Here is a 17,753-nt window from a genome sequence, read left to right on the forward strand (position 1 = left end):
ATCACCAGAACGCACGCCGGCCACGATGCTTGATAACGCCGGCAGCGCTGAAAAACAGCTGCGCGGCCATGGGCGGGCTGATGCGCGAATAATAGATCGCGATGGCCTCACTGTCGGTTTTGTCGAGCAGGCTGCGAAAACTCATGAAGCGCTGCTCCGGCCTTTTCAGATGGCCGGCGTTGTAGGGTAAATCGGGGTCCGTGGGCGATGAATAATGAAAGTGCGCATAAGCCAGGACCTTGCCCTGCCTGTCCTTGACCACATACTCCTGCAGGAAATCATCCACCCGCTTGAGCGCAATACGCCCCTCGATGCGCAGTATCTGCACCTGGTCCCGGGCCAGGAGCCAGGCAATCCCATCCTCATCGGGCGGCAAGCGCTTGATCATCTCGATGCGCAACGCTCGACCCTGCTCCAGAGAGTGGCTGGCGGCCTGTTCCAATTCAGCGAGCAGCGCCTGGGCCGCGGTATCCGGCGTTGACGGCAGCGCCTTGCGAATCTTTTCGGCAACCGCCTTGATGCCCTCGGACTGCCGCGTCAACCGGGCTTCGACGCTGGCCGGCAGCTTGGCACTGCGCGCTTCGTCGCGGGTCTGCTGCAGCACCAGCGGTGCTCTGGCCAACAAGCGGCGCGCGTCGGCCTTGAGGTTTTCCAGGGAGCGCGTCGGCCGCGGCACCACGGCGCCAGCCGGTGTGATCGCTTCGAACGCATCCGAGCCCGGCTGCTGATGCAGGCTCACCACCACGGCCTGGTCAATCGGGTTGATGACATCAACGATGTCTTCGGTCGCTTCCGGCGTGCGGGCGCGAACCCGCCCCAATTGATAGCGCTTCTTCGAATCGCGGATCAGCCGTTGATCGGCTTCAAGGGGGCGTACCCGGCAGGGCTGAGGGTTGCGCTCGTGCTCACGCAGCAGCTTCGCCAGGGCGATTCTCGACTCCTGTTCCAGGCTGAGGATCGTGGCTTCCACCGGCACCTCGACATCCCCATGGATCAATTCCGGCGCGGCGGAACGGTATTCATCCAGGAGCGCCAGGGTTTTGGCGTATTCGTGCAGCACCGCCCGGGTGCCCTCGATACGCTGCTGCACACTCAGCACGCCTGGCTCATCGATGGTTTTCTGGGACTGGGCCGACTGGATCGCCTCATCCATGGCCGCGTCGATCCGACTGAAGTCGTCCTGCTCTTCAGGCAGGGGCCGCCGGCGCCACAGCTGCTCCTTGAGCACCTGCAACTGCACGGTCCGCCAGCCCAATGGCTGCCCGTACGAGGACGGTTGCAACTCACCGGTATATGACTTGTAGGCAGGAATGCTGAGCAACCGCTCGTAATTGACCCGCTCCCAGAAGCTCAGGTTGACCATCTTGTCGTGAAACTCGCCGATCCTGCGGCTCTCTTCGGTCAAGATTCCGATAACCGCCTGGGCCGCGGTCGCGTCCTGCCCCGACAGTTGCGCGAGATGCGCTTCGGAAAACTGCTCCTCGCGGCGACTGAAGGTCAGCACGAACATCTGCCGGCGCAGGTTCAGCACGATATCTTCCAACTGCAGGCACTGTTCCCGTTCAAAGCCGTCCAGGGGCTTGTTGGCGTTTCTGCGCATAAGCACATTGAGTTTTTTCTGTTGCGCATCGGTCTTTTTTTCCAATTCGCGCAGGTAGCGCGCCCTGGCATCGCGCCGGTGCTGCTCGGTGAAGGCCGCCTCGGAGGTCAGGTGCGCCTTCTCACACAGGTCTTCGGCCGCAGTCACGACACGCTCGAGGCTCTGCAATTCGTTGCTTGCCGCGCTGTATTCGCGCTCAAGCTCAAGCTTTTGCTGCTCGATGTGGGCACGCCGCTGGGCCACCGTGCTCTTTGGCTGCCCGCCAACCAGGCGCAGGCCCAGGTCGACTTTCCAGACCCCATGGGCATCCTTGCCCAGCCACGGACCGAGACGCTGGGGTTGCCGCAGATCGACGACCCGCCAGCCATCCTTGACCGCGCTCAGGCCATACACTTTGCTGTCTATCAACGTGTAAGGCTCCTGACGGGCCGCGCCACTGTCGCCCTGTACCAGCAGACTACCGCGCACCGGGCTCGCCGCCGAGGCCAGCGTCGGCGAGTCGGGCCAGCGCTCGCCCTGCCTGGGTGACCATTGGAACGTCTCGAGCTGGGCACGCTGCTGGGTCGTAAGCCTGGACCTTGAGTTGGCCCAGGAAAAATCCATTGCCGTGACGTCGGCGAATGAACGCTGCCAGGCAAACGTCGACGCCGAGTGGCGCGTGTGGCTGACCGGGATCGCGTCACGGGCCTGGGCACTGCCAGGATTCAGGCGTAACCGTTGATCCAGCGTGACCACAGGGCTCATCAGCAGGCCGGCCACGCTGCCGATCAACTCGGCGAAGGCATTGGCGGAATCTTCGCGGCTGGTCTCAACCGGCAGCGCCAGCACCGTGCGGAACGTCCTGAAGGTTTGGGACAACCAGCCCGCCACCGCCACCGGCCCCCTGACCATCGGCAAAAGCGCATTGAACACTTGCCACAGATCATTCTTGAACAGGGTCCAACGCAGCGCCTCGTTGGAAACCGACTGTTTGACGGCGCGCTGCCACAGGTCTCTGGCGTTTTCATCGAAGACGCTCTCAAGGAACTCGCCATGCACCGGTTCGTCACTCAACAACGCCGGGCTCGATGCGGGCAGCACGTCGAACTCATCGCCCTGCAGCACACGCTGGACATGAGGACGAAGAAAACCGCCGTTGGCAAACAGAGCGCGGCTGTTCTCCGGTAAACGCTGCAGCACCACGCGTTGAAGATCGCCGCCCACCGTTGCGATCTCGTCGAGCAACGCCTGGCGGCTGGGGAACTGTTGCAGCACCGCGTCGGTTTGATCCGGCCGATAGAGAATATGCGGCAACGTGCTGTTGTCGCGGGGACCGATGACAAACAGGTTGTGCGCTTGATGGGCCAGCCCGCCTGCATGGGCCAGGAACGCCAGGGGCCGGGCGACAATCACCTCATCGTCGACCACGCGCTGACGCGGATCTTCCCGCAGCATCGCTTGCACCACCCGAGCGCCTGCCCGGGTGAAACCGTTGCGCTGGCGAAGGCTTTTTTCAAGGGCGCGCATCGGCAGTTGCAGCGCCATCTGATCGACAAACAACCGGCGCCGCCGTGCAGACTGCATCGGGTCGGCGATCAGTGCGTGCTCCAGCAACGACGGATAATACTTGCCCACGTCCACCCGCTCGATCAGTCCCTTGAGATAGGCCGGCGTGACCCAGCGCGGCACGTTACCTGGCGTGGCCTGGTGGCTGATGTGCACACTGGCATAGGCGGTGGCGAAGGGGTTTTCCAGCGACCAGTGGGTCAACGTCCGGGTGGTTCGTTGCGTCCAGCCAACCGTGCCACCCTGGGTGCGCTCGAAGGTCAGGAGGTAGTCGTCCGGGTTGATGGGGGCTTGCGTTGGATGATCCAGGCGCATTTGCCGTTGCAACGCCTTGCGCGCGTACACATCGATTGGCTCAAGGCCATCGAGGAACATTGCACCGCCGGTGCTGCGTTGCAGGCGCGCCAGGCGCTCCAGCCACTGACCGTAAGCCAGGCGATCCGCGCTGCTGGCCCGCTGCAACCAGACCGGCAATTGTTCTTCGTGAGGCTGCTCGAGGTAATCCGGGTCGAACCAGGCCAGTGGCGAGGTGAGCGTGATAAACAGCTGTTCATAGCTGCCGATATCGGGCAGTGCCGACCAGTCAACCCGCCGTACATCGCGAAGTTGTCGTTCGAGCAAGGCCTGGGCCAACGCATCGAACACATCGCCCTCGGGCTCGCGCAGTACCCATTGCAGCGGCGCCCCTGGCCGGTAGTGGCTCATATAGCGCGGCAGCAGGTCACCCAAGGCGTCCAGGGATTCGAGCTGCACCAGGTTCATCACCGGGATATAGACGAGGGTGACCTGTTGCCCCGCGACCCGACGCTGCAAGACCAACAGCGGCAGCCATTCGCCCGGGTCCCCGGCCTGGGCCGCATAGACTTGATAGATATGCAGCGCATCGGCATCACCCAAGGCCTCTCGATCCGCCCGATACCCCCAAAGCTGCTGTACCTGCTCATCGCCCAGTCCCAGCAGCAGCCGCGCCTGCTCCGGCGTCAATGGCGGGTTCTGCCGCGCCGTGAGCAGGCATGCACGTAACTGGCTGCTGACCGCGTGCCAACGGCTGTCGGCCGAACCGTCCGACACGCTCGCGTTCCAGTATTGCACCAAGCGCTCGGCAAAACCCGCCAGCACATCGGGCGCCAGGGTGTTGAGCATCCACTCGATATCGTCCACGGTGAGGGCGCCGCTCGCCGGTTGAAACACCTGCGATGCAGACTGCACCAACAGCACATGATGGCCTGGCGTGTAGTTCAGCGCGTCACCCTTCATGCAGCGCTTGATCAGTGCGTCGCTCAAGGTAATAAGCGGAATGTGGCGGCGGCCGGCCAAGGTTGGCTGGATCACACCGATCCAGCTGTTAGCGGCCTGCAGGCCGGAACCGGCAAACCACTGTCCGATCCATTCCTGGATCATTTCCCGGGCCACTTGGGCCAGGCCCAGGCGCCGGGCGAAGACGTTGGATAAATAGTCGCGAGATGTCCGGGCCTGGGAAATCTCCGGGGGAATAAGGTTTGAAGTACTCATGCGGCGCATCCTGATGACGAAGTGCGCGCACGGTAAAACGCGGGCCGGCCTCCCAGACGGTAGATAAATCGCAAAAGCGACGTCCATCCGTACTGAAAGCGCTACAGTGGAACGATATCGCTACAACCTTGTTTTTTACGCGCCATGCAAGGCTTTGATCCGCATAGGCTTTTTTTCGACGGCCGGAGTGTAGCGAAATCGCTACACACAAATGCGCTATCGTTATAACCGCTTTTACCAAGCCATTGATTAATAAAGAGTTAATGACATTGGCCGCGATATTGCTAAGCAACTCTCCATTATTTCCAATCCCGCCCACCAGACGATTCTGGCCCTGAGGAGTTTCCATGAGCGAGTTGCGTTTCACTGAAGATCACGAATGGCTGCGCGCCGAAGCTGACGGCAGCGTCACCGTGGGTATCACCGCTTTCGCACAGAACGCGCTGGGTGATGTGGTTTTCGTGCAACTGCCGGAGTTGCAGGCCTACGACAAGGGCGCTGAAGCATCCACCGTAGAATCGGTCAAGGCCGCCAGCGGCGTGTACATGCCGTTGGACGGTGAAGTGCTGGAAGTGAACGACAAGCTCGATGGCAGCCCGGAACTGGTCAACGAAGACCCGATGGGCGAAGGCTGGTTCTTCCGCTTTAAACCGGCCGATGCCGATGCGGTAGCTAAACTGTTGGATCAGGACGCGTACGACCGCCTGATCAAAGCCAACGCTGAAGCCTGAGGAGCGCGCCATGACGATCAACCTGAGCACCGCCAACGAATTCATCGCCCGCCACATCGGCCCGCGCCAGGAAGATGAGCAGCAGATGCTCGCCAGCCTGGGCTTCGATTCCCTGGAGGCCCTGAGCGCCAGCGTGATCCCGGAAAGCATCAAGGGCACCAGCGTGCTCGGCCTGGAAGATGGCCTGAGCGAAGCCGAGGCCCTGGCCAAGATCAAGGCCATCGCCAGCCAGAACCAACTGTTCAAGACCTACATCGGCCAGGGCTACTACAACTGCCATACGCCGTCGCCGATCCTGCGCAACCTCCTGGAAAACCCGGCCTGGTACACCGCCTACACCCCGTACCAGCCAGAAATTTCCCAGGGTCGCCTGGAAGCGCTGCTGAACTTCCAGACCCTGATCAGCGACCTCACCGGCCTGCCGATCGCCAACGCCTCGCTGCTCGATGAAGCCACCGCCGCCGCCGAAGCCATGACCTTCTGCAAGCGCCTGAGCAAGAACAAGGGCAGCAACGCCTTCTTCGCCTCTATCCACAGTCACCCGCAAACCCTCGACGTACTGCGCACCCGTGCCGAGCCGCTGGGCATTGACGTGGTCGTGGGCGATGAGCGCGAACTGACCGACGTCAGCCCGTTCTTCGGCGCGCTGCTGCAGTACCCGGCCAGCAACGGTGACGTGTTCGACTACCGCGCACTGACCGAGCGTTTCCACGCCGCCAATGCCCTGGTAGCCGTGGCTGCGGACCTGCTGGCCCTGACCCTGCTGACCCCTCCGGGTGAGTTCGGCGCCGACGTGGCCATCGGCAGCGCGCAACGCTTCGGCGTGCCGCTGGGCTTCGGTGGCCCGCACGCGGCGTACTTCTCCACCAAGGATGCGTTCAAGCGCGACATGCCGGGGCGTCTGGTCGGTGTGTCGGTAGACCGCTTCGGCAAGCCGGCCCTGCGCCTGGCCATGCAGACCCGCGAGCAGCATATCCGCCGCGAGAAAGCCACCAGCAACATCTGCACCGCCCAAGTACTGCTCGCCAACATCGCCAGCATGTATGCCGTGTACCACGGGCCCAAGGGCCTGACCCAGATCGCCAACCGTATTCACCACCTGACCGCGATCCTCGCCAAGGGCTTGACCGCGCTGGGCCTGAAGGTCGAGCAGGAACATTTCTTCGACACCCTGACCCTGCACACCGGTGCCGACACTGCCGCACTGCACGACAAGGCCCGCGCCCAGCGCATCAACCTGCGTGTGGTGGACGCCGAGCGGGTTGGCCTGTCGGTGGACGAAACCACCACCCAAGCCGATATCGAAACCCTGTGGGCGATCTTCGCCGCTGGCAAAGCCCTGCCGGACTTCAACGCCGAGGTGGACAGCCGCCTGCCCGCCGCATTGCTGCGCGAGTCGCCGATCCTCAGCCACCCGGTGTTCAACCGTTATCACTCCGAAACCGAGCTGATGCGCTACCTGCGCAAGCTGGCGGACAAAGACCTGGCCCTGGACCGCACCATGATCCCGCTGGGCTCGTGCACCATGAAGCTCAACGCCGCCAGCGAAATGATCCCAGTGACCTGGGCCGAATTCGGTGCCCTGCACCCGTTCGCCCCGGCCGAGCAAAGTACCGGCTACCTGCAACTGACCTCCGACCTGGAAGCCATGCTCTGCGCGGCCACCGGTTACGACGCGATCTCGCTGCAGCCGAACGCCGGTTCCCAGGGTGAGTACGCCGGCCTGTTGGCGATCCGTGCCTATCACCAGAGCCGTGGCGAAGAACGCCGCGACATCTGCCTGATCCCGTCGTCGGCCCACGGCACCAACCCGGCGACTGCCAACATGGCCGGTATGCGTGTGGTAGTTACGGCCTGCGATGCCCGTGGCAACGTGGACATCGAAGACCTGCGCGCCAAGGCCATCGAGCACCGCGAACACCTCGCCGCGCTGATGATTACCTACCCGTCCACCCACGGCGTGTTCGAGGAAGGTATCCGCGAAATCTGCGGCATCATTCACGACAACGGCGGCCAGGTGTACATCGACGGCGCCAACATGAACGCAATGGTCGGCCTCTGCGCCCCAGGCAAGTTCGGCGGCGACGTGTCCCACCTGAATTTGCACAAGACCTTCTGCATCCCCCACGGCGGTGGCGGCCCGGGCGTTGGCCCGATTGGCGTCAAGTCCCACCTCACGCCATTCCTGCCAGGCCATGCGGCCATGGAACGCAAGGAAGGCGCGGTCTGTGCCGCACCGTTCGGCAGCGCGAGCATCCTGCCGATCACCTGGATGTACATCAGCATGATGGGCGGCGCAGGCCTCAAGCGCGCTTCGCAATTGGCGATCCTGAATGCCAACTACATTTCCCGTCGCCTCGAAGAGCACTACCCCGTGCTCTACACCGGCAGCAACGGCCTGGTGGCGCACGAATGCATCCTCGACCTGCGCCCGCTGAAGGACAGCAGCGGCATCAGCGTGGACGACGTGGCCAAGCGCCTGATCGACTTTGGTTTCCATGCACCGACCATGTCGTTCCCGGTGGCGGGCACGCTGATGATCGAGCCGACCGAAAGTGAATCCAAGGAAGAACTGGACCGCTTCTGCGACGCGATGATCGCCATCCGCGAAGAAATCCGCGCGGTGGAAAACGGCACCCTGGACAAGGACGACAACCCACTGAAAAACGCCCCGCACACCGCAGCGGAACTGGTGGGCGAATGGAGCCACCCCTACAGCCGTGAACAAGCGGTGTATCCGGTAGCCTCGTTGATCGAAGGCAAGTACTGGCCGCCGGTTGGCCGGGTCGACAATGTGTTTGGTGACCGCAATCTCGTATGCGCATGCCCTTCAATCGAGAGCTACGCGTAACCTGAGGCTGAACTCAATCAAATGTGGGAGGGGCTTGCTCCCGATGGCGGTTTTACATTCAACATCTCTGTTGACTGACACACTGCCATCGGGAGCAAGCCCCCTCCCACATTGACCGAGTACACCCAATACATAACAAGAAACCGGAGAACAACTCATGTCTTTAAGCGTGTTCGACCTGTTCAAGATTGGCATCGGCCCCTCCAGTTCCCACACCGTCGGCCCCATGCGTGCGGCCGCTCGGTTCGTCGAGGGCCTCAAGCGTGACAACCTGCTGAGCGCCACCACCGGCATCAAGGTGGAACTCTATGGCTCCCTCGGCGCCACCGGTAAAGGCCACGGCAGCGACAAGGCCGTGCTGCTGGGCCTGGAAGGCGAACACCCGGACACCGTGAACACCGAAACTGTTGCCGCACGCCTGGCGCAGATGCGCGGCGACGGTCGCTTGAACCTGCTCGGCGAACACAGCATTGCGTTCAACGAGAAAGAACACCTGGCGATGATTCGCAAACCCCTCGCCTATCATCCCAACGGCATGATTTTTCGTGCCTTTGATGCGGCGGGTATCCAGATCCGCAGCCGCGAGTACTACTCGGTGGGCGGCGGTTTTGTGGTGGATGAAGACGCTGCCGGCGCCGACCGGATCGTCGAAGATGCCACTCCACTGACGTTCCCGTTCAAGCATGCCAAGGACTTGCTTGGCCATTGCACCACCTATGGGCTGTCCATCAGCCAAGTGATGCTGACCAATGAAAGTGCCTGGCGCCCGGAAGCGGAAACCCGCGCCGGCCTGCTGAAGATCTGGCAAGTGATGCAGGACTGCGTGGCAGCCGGCTGTCGCAACGAAGGCATCTTGCCCGGCGGCTTGAAGGTCAAGCGTCGCGCTGCCGCCTTGCATCGCCAGTTGTGCAAGAACCCGGAGTCGGCCCTGCGCGACCCGCTGTCGGTACTCGATTGGGTCAACCTGTACGCCCTGGCCGTCAACGAAGAAAACGCCAACGGCGGGCGCGTGGTCACGGCGCCCACCAACGGCGCGGCCGGGATTGTGCCGGCGGTGCTGCATTACTACATGCGCTTTATCCCCGGCGCGAACGAAGACGGCGTGGTGCGCTTCCTGCTCACCGCCGCCGCCATCGGCATTCTCTACAAGGAAAACGCCTCGATCTCCGGGGCCGAAGTTGGTTGCCAGGGTGAAGTCGGCGTGGCCTGTTCCATGGCCGCTGGCGCGTTGTGCGAAGTATTGGGCGGTACGGTTTCCCAGGTGGAAAACGCCGCCGAGATCGGCATGGAACACAACCTCGGCCTGACCTGTGACCCGATTGGCGGGCTGGTGCAGGTGCCTTGCATCGAGCGCAATGCCATGGGCTCGGTGAAGGCCATCAATGCGGTGCGCATGGCCTTGCGTGGCGATGGGCAACACTTCGTCTCGCTGGACAAGGTTATCCGCACCATGCGCCAGACCGGCGCCGACATGAAAAGCAAATACAAGGAAACCGCCCGTGGCGGTTTGGCGGTCAACATTATCGAGTGCTGACGCCTAAAGGCGCACCAGCACGTTTTTCAGGAGCTGAATATGTCCACCGAAACCCTGTTGAAAACCCCATTGCACGCCCTGCACCTCGAGTTGGGTGCACGCATGGTGCCCTTCGCCGGCTACGACATGCCGGTGCAATACCCACTGGGCGTGATGAAGGAACACCTGCACACCCGTGAACAGGCCGGGTTGTTCGACGTGTCCCACATGGGCCAGATCCGCCTCACCGGCGCCAACGCCGCCAAGGCTCTGGAAACCCTGGTACCGGTCGACATCATCGACCTGCCGGTCGGCATGCAGCGCTACGCGATGTTCACCAATGACCAAGGCGGCATCCTCGACGACCTGATGGTGGCGAACCTGGGTAACGACGAACTGTTCCTGGTGGTCAACGCCGCCTGCAAGGACCAGGACCTGGCGCACCTGCGCCAGCATCTCGGCGACCAGTGCAGCATCGAGCCGCTGTTCGAAGAGCGCGCCCTGCTCGCCCTGCAAGGCCCGGCCGCGGTTAAGGTGCTGGCGCGCCTGGCACCGGAAGTCACCCGGATGACTTTCATGCAGTTCGCCTCACTGCGCCTGCTGGGCGTGGACTGCTACGTCAGCCGCTCCGGCTACACCGGTGAAGACGGCTTTGAAATCTCCGTGCCCGCCGCCAACGCCGAAAGCCTGGCACGCAGCCTGCTGGCCGAGGACGAAGTGCAGGCCATCGGCCTGGGCGCCCGTGACTCGCTGCGCCTGGAAGCCGGCCTGTGCCTGTACGGCCACGACATGAACACCGAGACCACCCCGATCGAAGCCAGCCTGTTGTGGGCGATCTCCAAGGCCCGTCGCACCGACGGTGCGCGCGCCGGTGGCTTCCCGGGTGCCGACCGCATCTTCACCCAGCAGCAAACCGGTGTGAGCCGCAAGCGCGTGGGTCTGCTGCCCCAGGAGCGCACGCCTGTACGTGAAGGCGCAGAGATAGTCGATGAACACGGCACCGTAATCGGCAGCGTGTGCAGCGGTGGCTTTGGCCCGAGCCTGGGTGGCCCACTGGCCATGGGTTATCTGGACAGTGCATTCATCGCACTGGACACCGAGGTCTCTGCGTTGGTGCGTGGGAAAAAAGTGCCACTTCGTGTAAGCAAAATGCCATTTGTGCCGCAACGTTACTATCGTGGCTGATTGACTGTTCCTATAAGTAACGCGGTTGCATTAACGTGCACTAATCTGTAACGCAACCGCCATAAAATAGTGCAGCAACGATAGGCATTATTATAGGAATTAACCTATAACAAGTGACCCATCCTATCGAATAAGCAAGCCTCCCATTATTCAGCGAAGTGCCTTGTGGCCGAGTAAACGCTGGGCTTTTGGCAGGGCTTGTTTTTTCTCCATTAGTTGGCGTAGAGTTTGCCCACTGTGTTTGCATGGGTCGCTTGGAACCTGGACCTGGGCAGTAGCTGAAGTAGTTGTGCTACAACCCGTTCGACGTCTCTTACTTTCCTGCAACCCAGCCCAGTACTCTTTCATGCGAAAGGGGCTGTCATTAATTTTTAGCGTCAAGGAAATAAGAAAATGGCTGATCGTCAGAGCGGTACCGTCAAGTGGTTTAACGACGAGAAAGGGTTTGGTTTTATCACTCCAGAAAGCGGTCCGGATCTGTTCGTGCATTTCCGCGCTATTCAAGGCAACGGCTTCAAAAGCCTGAAGGAAGGCCAGAAGGTCACCTTCGTTGCGGTGCAAGGCCAGAAAGGCATGCAGGCTGACGAAGTACAAGCAGAAGCCTGATCCTTTCTGCAACAAAAAGCCCCTGAGATGACATCAGGGGCTTTTTTATGGGCGCTATTCCGTAAAATGGATTTTTTCCTCAGAGAGCCCTGCCATGCCCAAACCCTTGCTGAGTCCCCAAGGCGAGTTCCCCGCCGTTGGCCTGGGCCGTCGCCTGGCAGCGATGTTCTATGACTTCCTGTTGTGCACTGCCCTGCTGATCGTCACCGCGTTTATCTACAAGCTGGTGTGGATCGCGTTCGTGGGCGAAGCCAGGATGCGCACCCTCACCGAATCCGGCGCGCTGGACGGTGACCCGCTGCTGTCGACGATTCTGTTCTTTGTGCTGTTTGGTTTCTTTGCCAAGTTCTGGACCCATTCCGGGCAAACCCTGGGCATGCAGGTCTGGGGCGTACGCGTGCAAAACGCCGACGGCTCGCGAATCAGCCTGTGGCAGGCGCTGTTGCGCTTTGTGGTGTCGATTGCATCGTGGTTGTGCGTGGGGCTGGGGTTTGTCTGGTCGTTGTTCGACAAGCAGAAACGCAGCTGGCATGACATCTATTCGGACACGCAGTTGGTGCGGATTCCGAAGCAAAAGAAATAACCCGCTGCCTGAACGAGATCAAAATGTGGGAGGGGGCTTACCCCCTCCCACATTTTTAACCGAGTTCGCCTCCGTTCAAGCGTTACCGGCCAGCCTCAGGCGCGCAGCCTGGGTGAAATCCAGCATGCGCTTGAGCGGTCGCACGGCGTGAGGAATCACCGAAGGCTCGACGAATATCTCGTTACTGCCTTCACGCAGGCACTGCAGCGTGCGCTCCAGCGTATTCATCGCCATCCACGGGCAGTGTGCGCAACTGCGGCACGCGGCGCCGTTGCCGGCTGTGGGCGCTTCGACGAAGACCTTGTCCGGGCACAGCTGCTGCATCTTGTAGAAGATGCCGCGATCGGTTGCCACGATGAAGGTCTTGTTCGGCAGACGCTGTGCCGCCGCAATCAACTGGCTGGTGGAGCCCACCGCGTCGGCCAGCTCGATCACCGAGGTCGGCGATTCCGGGTGCACCAGGATCGCTGCGTCCGGGTACAGCGCCTTCATGTCCTCCAACTGCTTGGACTTGAACTCCTCGTGGACGATGCACGCACCGTCCCACAGCAACATGTCGGCACCAGTCTGGCGCTGGATGTAGGTACCCAGGTGCTTGTCCGGGCCCCAGATGATGGTCTCGCCGTTGTCCATCAGGCTTTCGACGATTTCCAGCGCGCAGCTGGAGGTCACCACCCAATCGGCCCGGGCCTTGACCGCCGCCGAGGTGTTGGCATACACCACCACGGTGCGCTCGGGATGCTGGTCGCAGAACACTGAAAACTCATCCACCGGACAACCCAGGTCCAGGGAGCAGGTGGCTTCCAGGGTCGGCATGAGGATGCGTTTTTCGGGGGTGAGGATTTTGGCGGTCTCGCCCATGAAACGTACACCGGCGACCAATACGGTCTTGGCCGGATGGGCTGCGCCGAAGCGGGCCATTTCCAGGGAGTCGGAGACACAGCCACCGGTTTCTTCGGCCAGGGCCTGGATCACCGGATCGCAGTAGAAATGGGCAACCAGCACCGCGTCCTGAGCCTTGAGCTCGGCGGCGATGGCGGCACGCAGGCTCGCCTCTTCCTCGGCGCTGAGGGCCTTGGGCTGCTTGGCGTCGAGGTGGGCTTGAACCAGTAGGCGTTCGGAAATGTGCGTCATGTTCGCAAGACCTGCAGGCGCAGTTGCGCGAAAGTCGAGTGTACCACCGGCTCTGGAGCCCTTCGGGCGCCGCCGGACGAAGTGATTGTGTTCATCAAGCACGGGTAAAGGTGAAGCTGCGCAAGGCTACAGAATATCGAATGGATTCAAAAGCCTAATCTGACTTTCGCGAGTGCGTCTGGCGGGCAAAAAAAACGGGAAACCCCGCCATTGGGGTTTCCCGTTTTTACGACGGCCGTCAGCGTGTCAGTGCAGAGGGATCTTCCTGCAACATCACCGATTCATGCATGTTCGCCAGGGCGTCCTTCAAGGTCGACTCTTGCAGCGCGTCCTTGGACTTCTTGCTTTGCGTCGCCGCGTACTCCAGCAGCACCAAATAGTCGCGCTGGACCGAGGCTTGCTTGGGCACAAAGGTCTCGTCGACTAACTTGCCCAGCACGTATTTCTGCGTGCGGGTGGACTGGCTGGCCTCTTGCGAAACAGAGGCGTTGGTCAGCAGGCCATCCTTATAGGCGAGGTTGGCCGAACTGCTCGCGTTGTCCTCAACCTGCACATAGAGGTAGTTTTGCGAGTTTTCATCGCGAGTCAGTCCCGGGGTTTTACTGCCATCAAGGCCCTTGTGATAACTGGCCGAAAGCCTCGACTGCTGGTCCTGAGTCACGCTGCGGTCCAATGCGCTGCTGCCACTGACACGGGTCTTCTGCGACACGTTGTAGGCAAAACTGTCGATTTCAGAGGGGCGCATCGGGTTGGAGGATTCGCTGGTTTGCTTGATGGAGGCCTTGAAGTCCGCCAGGCCGGTCAGCAAGCCTTGGTCCGTCGGGTTGCGGGTCAGCGCCTCAGGAAGGCTGACACCTTGCGGGTAGTTGCTGTTCATGGCACTGAACGCGTCCTTGAACATCGTCATCAGGTCCGCCTTGGCATTGCCACGCTCCTGCGCCCGGTCAAACTGGGCCAGGTAGCTTTTCAGCGCCTTGGCCTGCTGCTGGGCGTTACCCAGGATCGCAGCGTTTTTCAGGTCTACCGCCAGGTTCACTTCGCCGTCCGGACCACTCATGCGCGTGGTGCGGCGCTGAGCGTCGGCGTGGAAGGTTAGAGTCTGGTTCTGACCGTCCAGCGTTTTCACTTTAGCGTTGAGGTCAACCGAGGCCAGTACCTTGGGGTCAAACTTGGTCAGGTTACCCAGATCAAGTTTAGGCGGCGTTGCGGTAAGGCCATCGATCGCTGATTGGAAGGCGCTGCCCAGTTGGCCGACGGCCTTGAGTTCGTCGTCGGTCAGGCTGCCCCCTTCCACCGTTGCCTGCACGCCCAGGCCGTCGCTCTGGCTGGCCAGGCTGAAGGTGACGGTCTTGCCGCTGGCGGTCTTGATACTGAGGCTGACCAGGTTGTCGGCGCTGTTGCGCAGCAGCGTCTGGTCGACTTTGATCTCACCAGCATTTTGCGCGCGGTCGGCGCTCGCGTAGAGCACAGACTGAGAAATGTTCGTACCGTTCTTGGCGAACAGCTCCACAAGGCCGGCGCCCAGGCCATTGAAGCGATTGGCTGTCGACAATGAATTGAAATTGGTATTGATCGCCTTGCTGAGGGCGTCCTGGCTGTCGCTCTCCCACGCTCGCACGACCTCCTGGCCGCGCAGTTGGCCGCGACGCGAGTAGGTATCGGCAAGCGTATCAGACATCACATTGCCCAGACTGACGACCGAAGAGGGTCGTGCAACGGCGGTAGAGGTGCTCTGCGCAAGGCTGACCGAAGGTTCGGTGGGCCGAATACCCAGTGTATTGACGGAGCTGATAGGCGAAAGCGTAGTCATGACGATCCCTGTCTTGAGTTGAACAGCCTTGATTAAACCCAACCAGCCCGACACAGGGCAAGCGATAAAAACGGTAATAGCACATTGACTCTTCCCTCGCTGGAGGGTTTACGCTCCGCGCCTTACTCATCATCACCGCATCCTGAAAGTTGAGCGTTCAGAATAGGGCGTGCTCGTAACAAAAGAGTCAACAGGTGCCTTGGCCAAATGCTGGCATTGCCGGGTGCATTGCGCACCTGTCAGGCCCAAATCACAGGCAAAAAAAAACCCGGAAATCCTCACTTACGTGGGCCTTCCGGATTTTCTAAACCGCTAAAAATGGTGGGTCGTGTGGGATTCGAACCTACGACCAATTGGTTAAAAGCCAACTGCTCTACCAACTGAGCTAACGACCCGCTGTGTGGTGGCGCGTATAATACTGATTTCTAAGGATTATTCAACACCTTATTTTAAAAAATCTGAAATAACGCGTTGGGGCCGCAATTGCGGTCGTTTGTGCGACCTCTCAGCGACCCGGCTCGTCGTTCCACAGGTACTTGTGCAACTGCAATTGCAAGCGTACCGGCAGGTTGTCCGCCACCACCCAGTCCGCCAGGTCGCGCGCGTTCAGGTCGTGGTGGCTTGGGGAAAACAGCACTTCGCCGGCTCGACGGTCGAGACCGTATTGGATCAACTTGGAGTTGGCCCAGTCGTAGTCCTCACGGGAACAGATGACGAACTTGACCTGATCGTTGGGCGTCAGCAGCTCGATGTTCTCGTAGCGGTTGCGATGAGCTTCCTTGGAACCTGGGGTCTTGAGGTCGACCACGCGACTGACGCGTGAGTCGACTGCGGAGATGTCCAAGGCACCGCTGGTTTCCAGGGACACTTCATAACCGGCATCACACAATTGCTTAAGCAATGGGATGGCATTGGGCTGGGCCAGGGGCTCGCCACCGGTCACGCAGACATAGCGAGGCTTGAAGCCGGCAACCTGCTCCAGGATGTCGTCGAGGGTGCGCAGGGTACCGCCACTGAAGGCGTAGGCGCTGTCACAGTATTGGCAACGCAAAGGGCAACCGGTGAGGCGCACGAAGACAGTAGGCAGCCCAGCGGTTCGCGTTTCACCCTGTAACGAGTAAAAAACTTCGGTAATACGTAATGTGTCTTGCATAGTCGCCACGGGCGTAACAGCTAAACAGGCTGTCCGCCTCCGTCAGGCACTTCAAGGAACCCCGCCAACGCGCAGGTCCCAGGAAGCGTGTGTCATAAAAGGGCGTGGATTCTAACGAAAAAACCCGCGCCAGGCGCGGGTTTCTTCTAAACGGCTGCATCGCTTACAAGCGTTGCAGATCCCGTTGAGCCAACTGTGCAGCGGAGGTACCCGGATATTGGGCTACGACCTGCTGCAGAATGCCTTTGACCTTATCGGTATGACCCAGGCGGCGCTCCACGTCAGCAAGTTTATACAGCGAGTCCGGCACCTTGGCGTGCTTGGGGTACAGCTGGCTGACCTTGGCAAATGCCTGGCCCGCCCCCTGCAGATCACCCTTTGCCAGGTTCACCTCGCCCAACCAGTACTGGGCGTTGCCCGCGTACTGGCTGTTTGGGTAGCGGCCCAGGAAAGCGGTAAAGGCTTTGCTGGCCTTATCGAAATCCTTGGCCTTGATCAGGTCGAAGGCTGCATCGTAATACAGCTTTTCCTTCGCCGGATCACCCGGTTCACTGCCGGCGGCAGGGGCTTGGCTCGCAGCTGCGGCCCCTGCTGCAGCACCACCGATAGCCGCGCTGGGCGCGCCACCGGCAGAAGAATTATCAGGAGTAGCGGCAGGTGTAACACCGGCTCCTATACGTCGATCAAGATCCTGGTAACGCTCCAGGCCTTCTTGCTTCAGCTGACGCACCTCATTTTGCAGAACTTCAATGGTGCCTTGTTGCTGCGCCAATTGATCCTGCATGCGTTGCAGCTGGTTGAACAGTTCGCCCTGTGCCGAGGGAGCGGACGTAGCCGCCCCCCCAGCATAGGCGCCGTTCGTGCCATAACCCGCTGGCGGATAGCTGCTCCCGCTATTGTTATAGCCAGAGTTGCTATCTTCCACAGGAACCGCAGCCCACACCGCAAGCGGAGCGAGGCTGAGAGCCAATACAGTTAGAGCACGACGGCACGTTCGCATGACGAATTACTTACGCAGTTCGACGCGACGGTTTTGAGCCCAGGACTGCTCGTCGTGGCCAGTAGCAACTGGACGCTCTTTACCGTAGGAAACCAGTTCCAGTTGGCCTGGAGCAACACCTTGCAGTACCAGGTAGCGCTGAACGGCTTTCGCACGACGCTCGCCCAGTGCCATGTTGTACTCACGAGTACCACGTTCGTCAGTGTTACCTTCCAGAACAACGCGAGCGCCGTTAGCTTTCAGGTCCTTCGCGTGAACGTCCAGAGCGCGCATGGCTTCTGGTTTCAGGTCCGAACTGTCGTATTCGAAGTAGAAAGTGGTGATAGCGCGCAGAGCAGCTTCTTCGCTCAGGGAGCCGTCAACTGCACCAGTGTTAGCGCCGTAACCAGCGTTTGGATCAACAGCTGCGCCTTCACCGGCATTGTCGCCGCCTTTAGACGAGCAACCAACGGCTACGGACAGAGCCAGAGCCAGAGCAGCAAACTTACCAAACTTCAGCATTTCCATCGTGAAACTCCTAATGAACCCCA

Annotated in this window: 12 protein-coding genes and 1 tRNA gene; 6 read left to right on the forward strand and 7 right to left on the reverse strand. The window is 60.8% G+C overall.

What is annotated here, in order from left to right; all coding sequences use genetic code 11:
* Position 1: 1 nt before the first annotated feature.
* Positions 2 to 4,657 carry a hypothetical protein gene (locus tag HDC32_RS10950; protein WP_184743930.1) on the reverse strand — a complete coding sequence of 1,552 codons (4,656 nt, stop codon included), beginning with the start codon at positions 4,655 to 4,657 and terminating at the stop codon, positions 2 to 4.
* Positions 4,658 to 5,004: 347 nt separating this feature from the next.
* On the opposite strand from HDC32_RS10950, the gene gcvH reads away from it, so the two are divergent.
* From gcvH to HDC32_RS10980, 6 genes are all read left to right on the forward strand, one after another.
* A complete protein-coding gene (gene gcvH / locus HDC32_RS10955; RefSeq protein WP_005790845.1) occupies positions 5,005 to 5,388 on the forward strand; it encodes a glycine cleavage system protein GcvH in 384 nt (127 codons plus the stop codon).
* Between the two features lie 10 nt (positions 5,389 to 5,398).
* Entirely contained in the window at positions 5,399 to 8,239 is a 2,841-nt protein-coding gene (gene gcvP, locus HDC32_RS10960) for an aminomethyl-transferring glycine dehydrogenase (RefSeq protein ID WP_167655105.1), read from the forward strand.
* A gap of 157 nt (positions 8,240 to 8,396) precedes the next feature.
* Positions 8,397 to 9,773 (forward strand): L-serine ammonia-lyase, encoded by a 1,377-nt coding sequence (locus HDC32_RS10965; protein ID WP_065947880.1) that lies wholly within the window; start codon positions 8,397 to 8,399, stop codon positions 9,771 to 9,773.
* Between the two features lie 39 nt (positions 9,774 to 9,812).
* Positions 9,813 to 10,937, forward strand: coding sequence for a glycine cleavage system aminomethyltransferase GcvT (gcvT, locus tag HDC32_RS10970; protein WP_131697887.1), 1,125 nt, complete (start codon positions 9,813 to 9,815; stop codon positions 10,935 to 10,937).
* Positions 10,938 to 11,330: 393 nt separating this feature from the next.
* Positions 11,331 to 11,543, forward strand: a complete 213-nt coding sequence (locus HDC32_RS10975) for a cold-shock protein (RefSeq protein ID WP_002552288.1) — start codon at positions 11,331 to 11,333, stop codon at positions 11,541 to 11,543.
* Positions 11,544 to 11,637: 94 nt separating this feature from the next.
* On the forward strand, positions 11,638 to 12,126 hold the full coding sequence (locus HDC32_RS10980) for an RDD family protein (protein ID WP_184743933.1): 489 nt from the start codon (positions 11,638 to 11,640) through the stop codon (positions 12,124 to 12,126).
* 75 nt (positions 12,127 to 12,201) lie between these two features.
* Here HDC32_RS10980 and nadA read toward each other — a convergent pair whose 3' ends face one another.
* The 6 genes from nadA to pal all read right to left on the reverse strand — a co-directional run bounded on the left by nadA (position 12,202) and on the right by pal (position 17,730).
* Positions 12,202 to 13,260 (reverse strand): quinolinate synthase NadA, encoded by a 1,059-nt coding sequence (gene nadA, locus HDC32_RS10985; protein ID WP_184743936.1) that lies wholly within the window; start codon positions 13,258 to 13,260, stop codon positions 12,202 to 12,204.
* Positions 13,261 to 13,498: 238 nt separating this feature from the next.
* Positions 13,499 to 14,938: a lactate dehydrogenase gene (locus tag HDC32_RS10990; protein WP_184744163.1), complete on the reverse strand. Its 1,440-nt coding sequence runs from the start codon at positions 14,936 to 14,938 to the stop codon at positions 13,499 to 13,501.
* A 451-nt stretch (positions 14,939 to 15,389) separates the two neighbouring features.
* A tRNA-Lys gene (locus HDC32_RS10995) sits at positions 15,390 to 15,465 on the reverse strand.
* Positions 15,466 to 15,575: 110 nt separating this feature from the next.
* Positions 15,576 to 16,223, reverse strand: coding sequence for a 7-carboxy-7-deazaguanine synthase QueE (queE, locus tag HDC32_RS11000; protein WP_131697889.1), 648 nt, complete (start codon positions 16,221 to 16,223; stop codon positions 15,576 to 15,578).
* 163 nt (positions 16,224 to 16,386) lie between these two features.
* The gene (gene ybgF, locus HDC32_RS11005) at positions 16,387 to 17,223 is read right to left on the reverse strand and encodes a tol-pal system protein YbgF (protein ID WP_131697890.1); all 837 of its coding nucleotides are present in this window, start codon (positions 17,221 to 17,223) and stop codon (positions 16,387 to 16,389) included.
* Between the two features lie 6 nt (positions 17,224 to 17,229).
* Positions 17,230 to 17,730: a peptidoglycan-associated lipoprotein Pal gene (pal, locus tag HDC32_RS11010; protein WP_003209827.1), complete on the reverse strand. Its 501-nt coding sequence runs from the start codon at positions 17,728 to 17,730 to the stop codon at positions 17,230 to 17,232.
* Between the last annotated feature and the right edge of the window lie 23 nt (positions 17,731 to 17,753).

Source organism: Pseudomonas sp. JAI120, from assembly GCF_014207255.1.
Taxonomy (GTDB): Bacteria; Pseudomonadota; Gammaproteobacteria; order Pseudomonadales; family Pseudomonadaceae; genus Aquipseudomonas.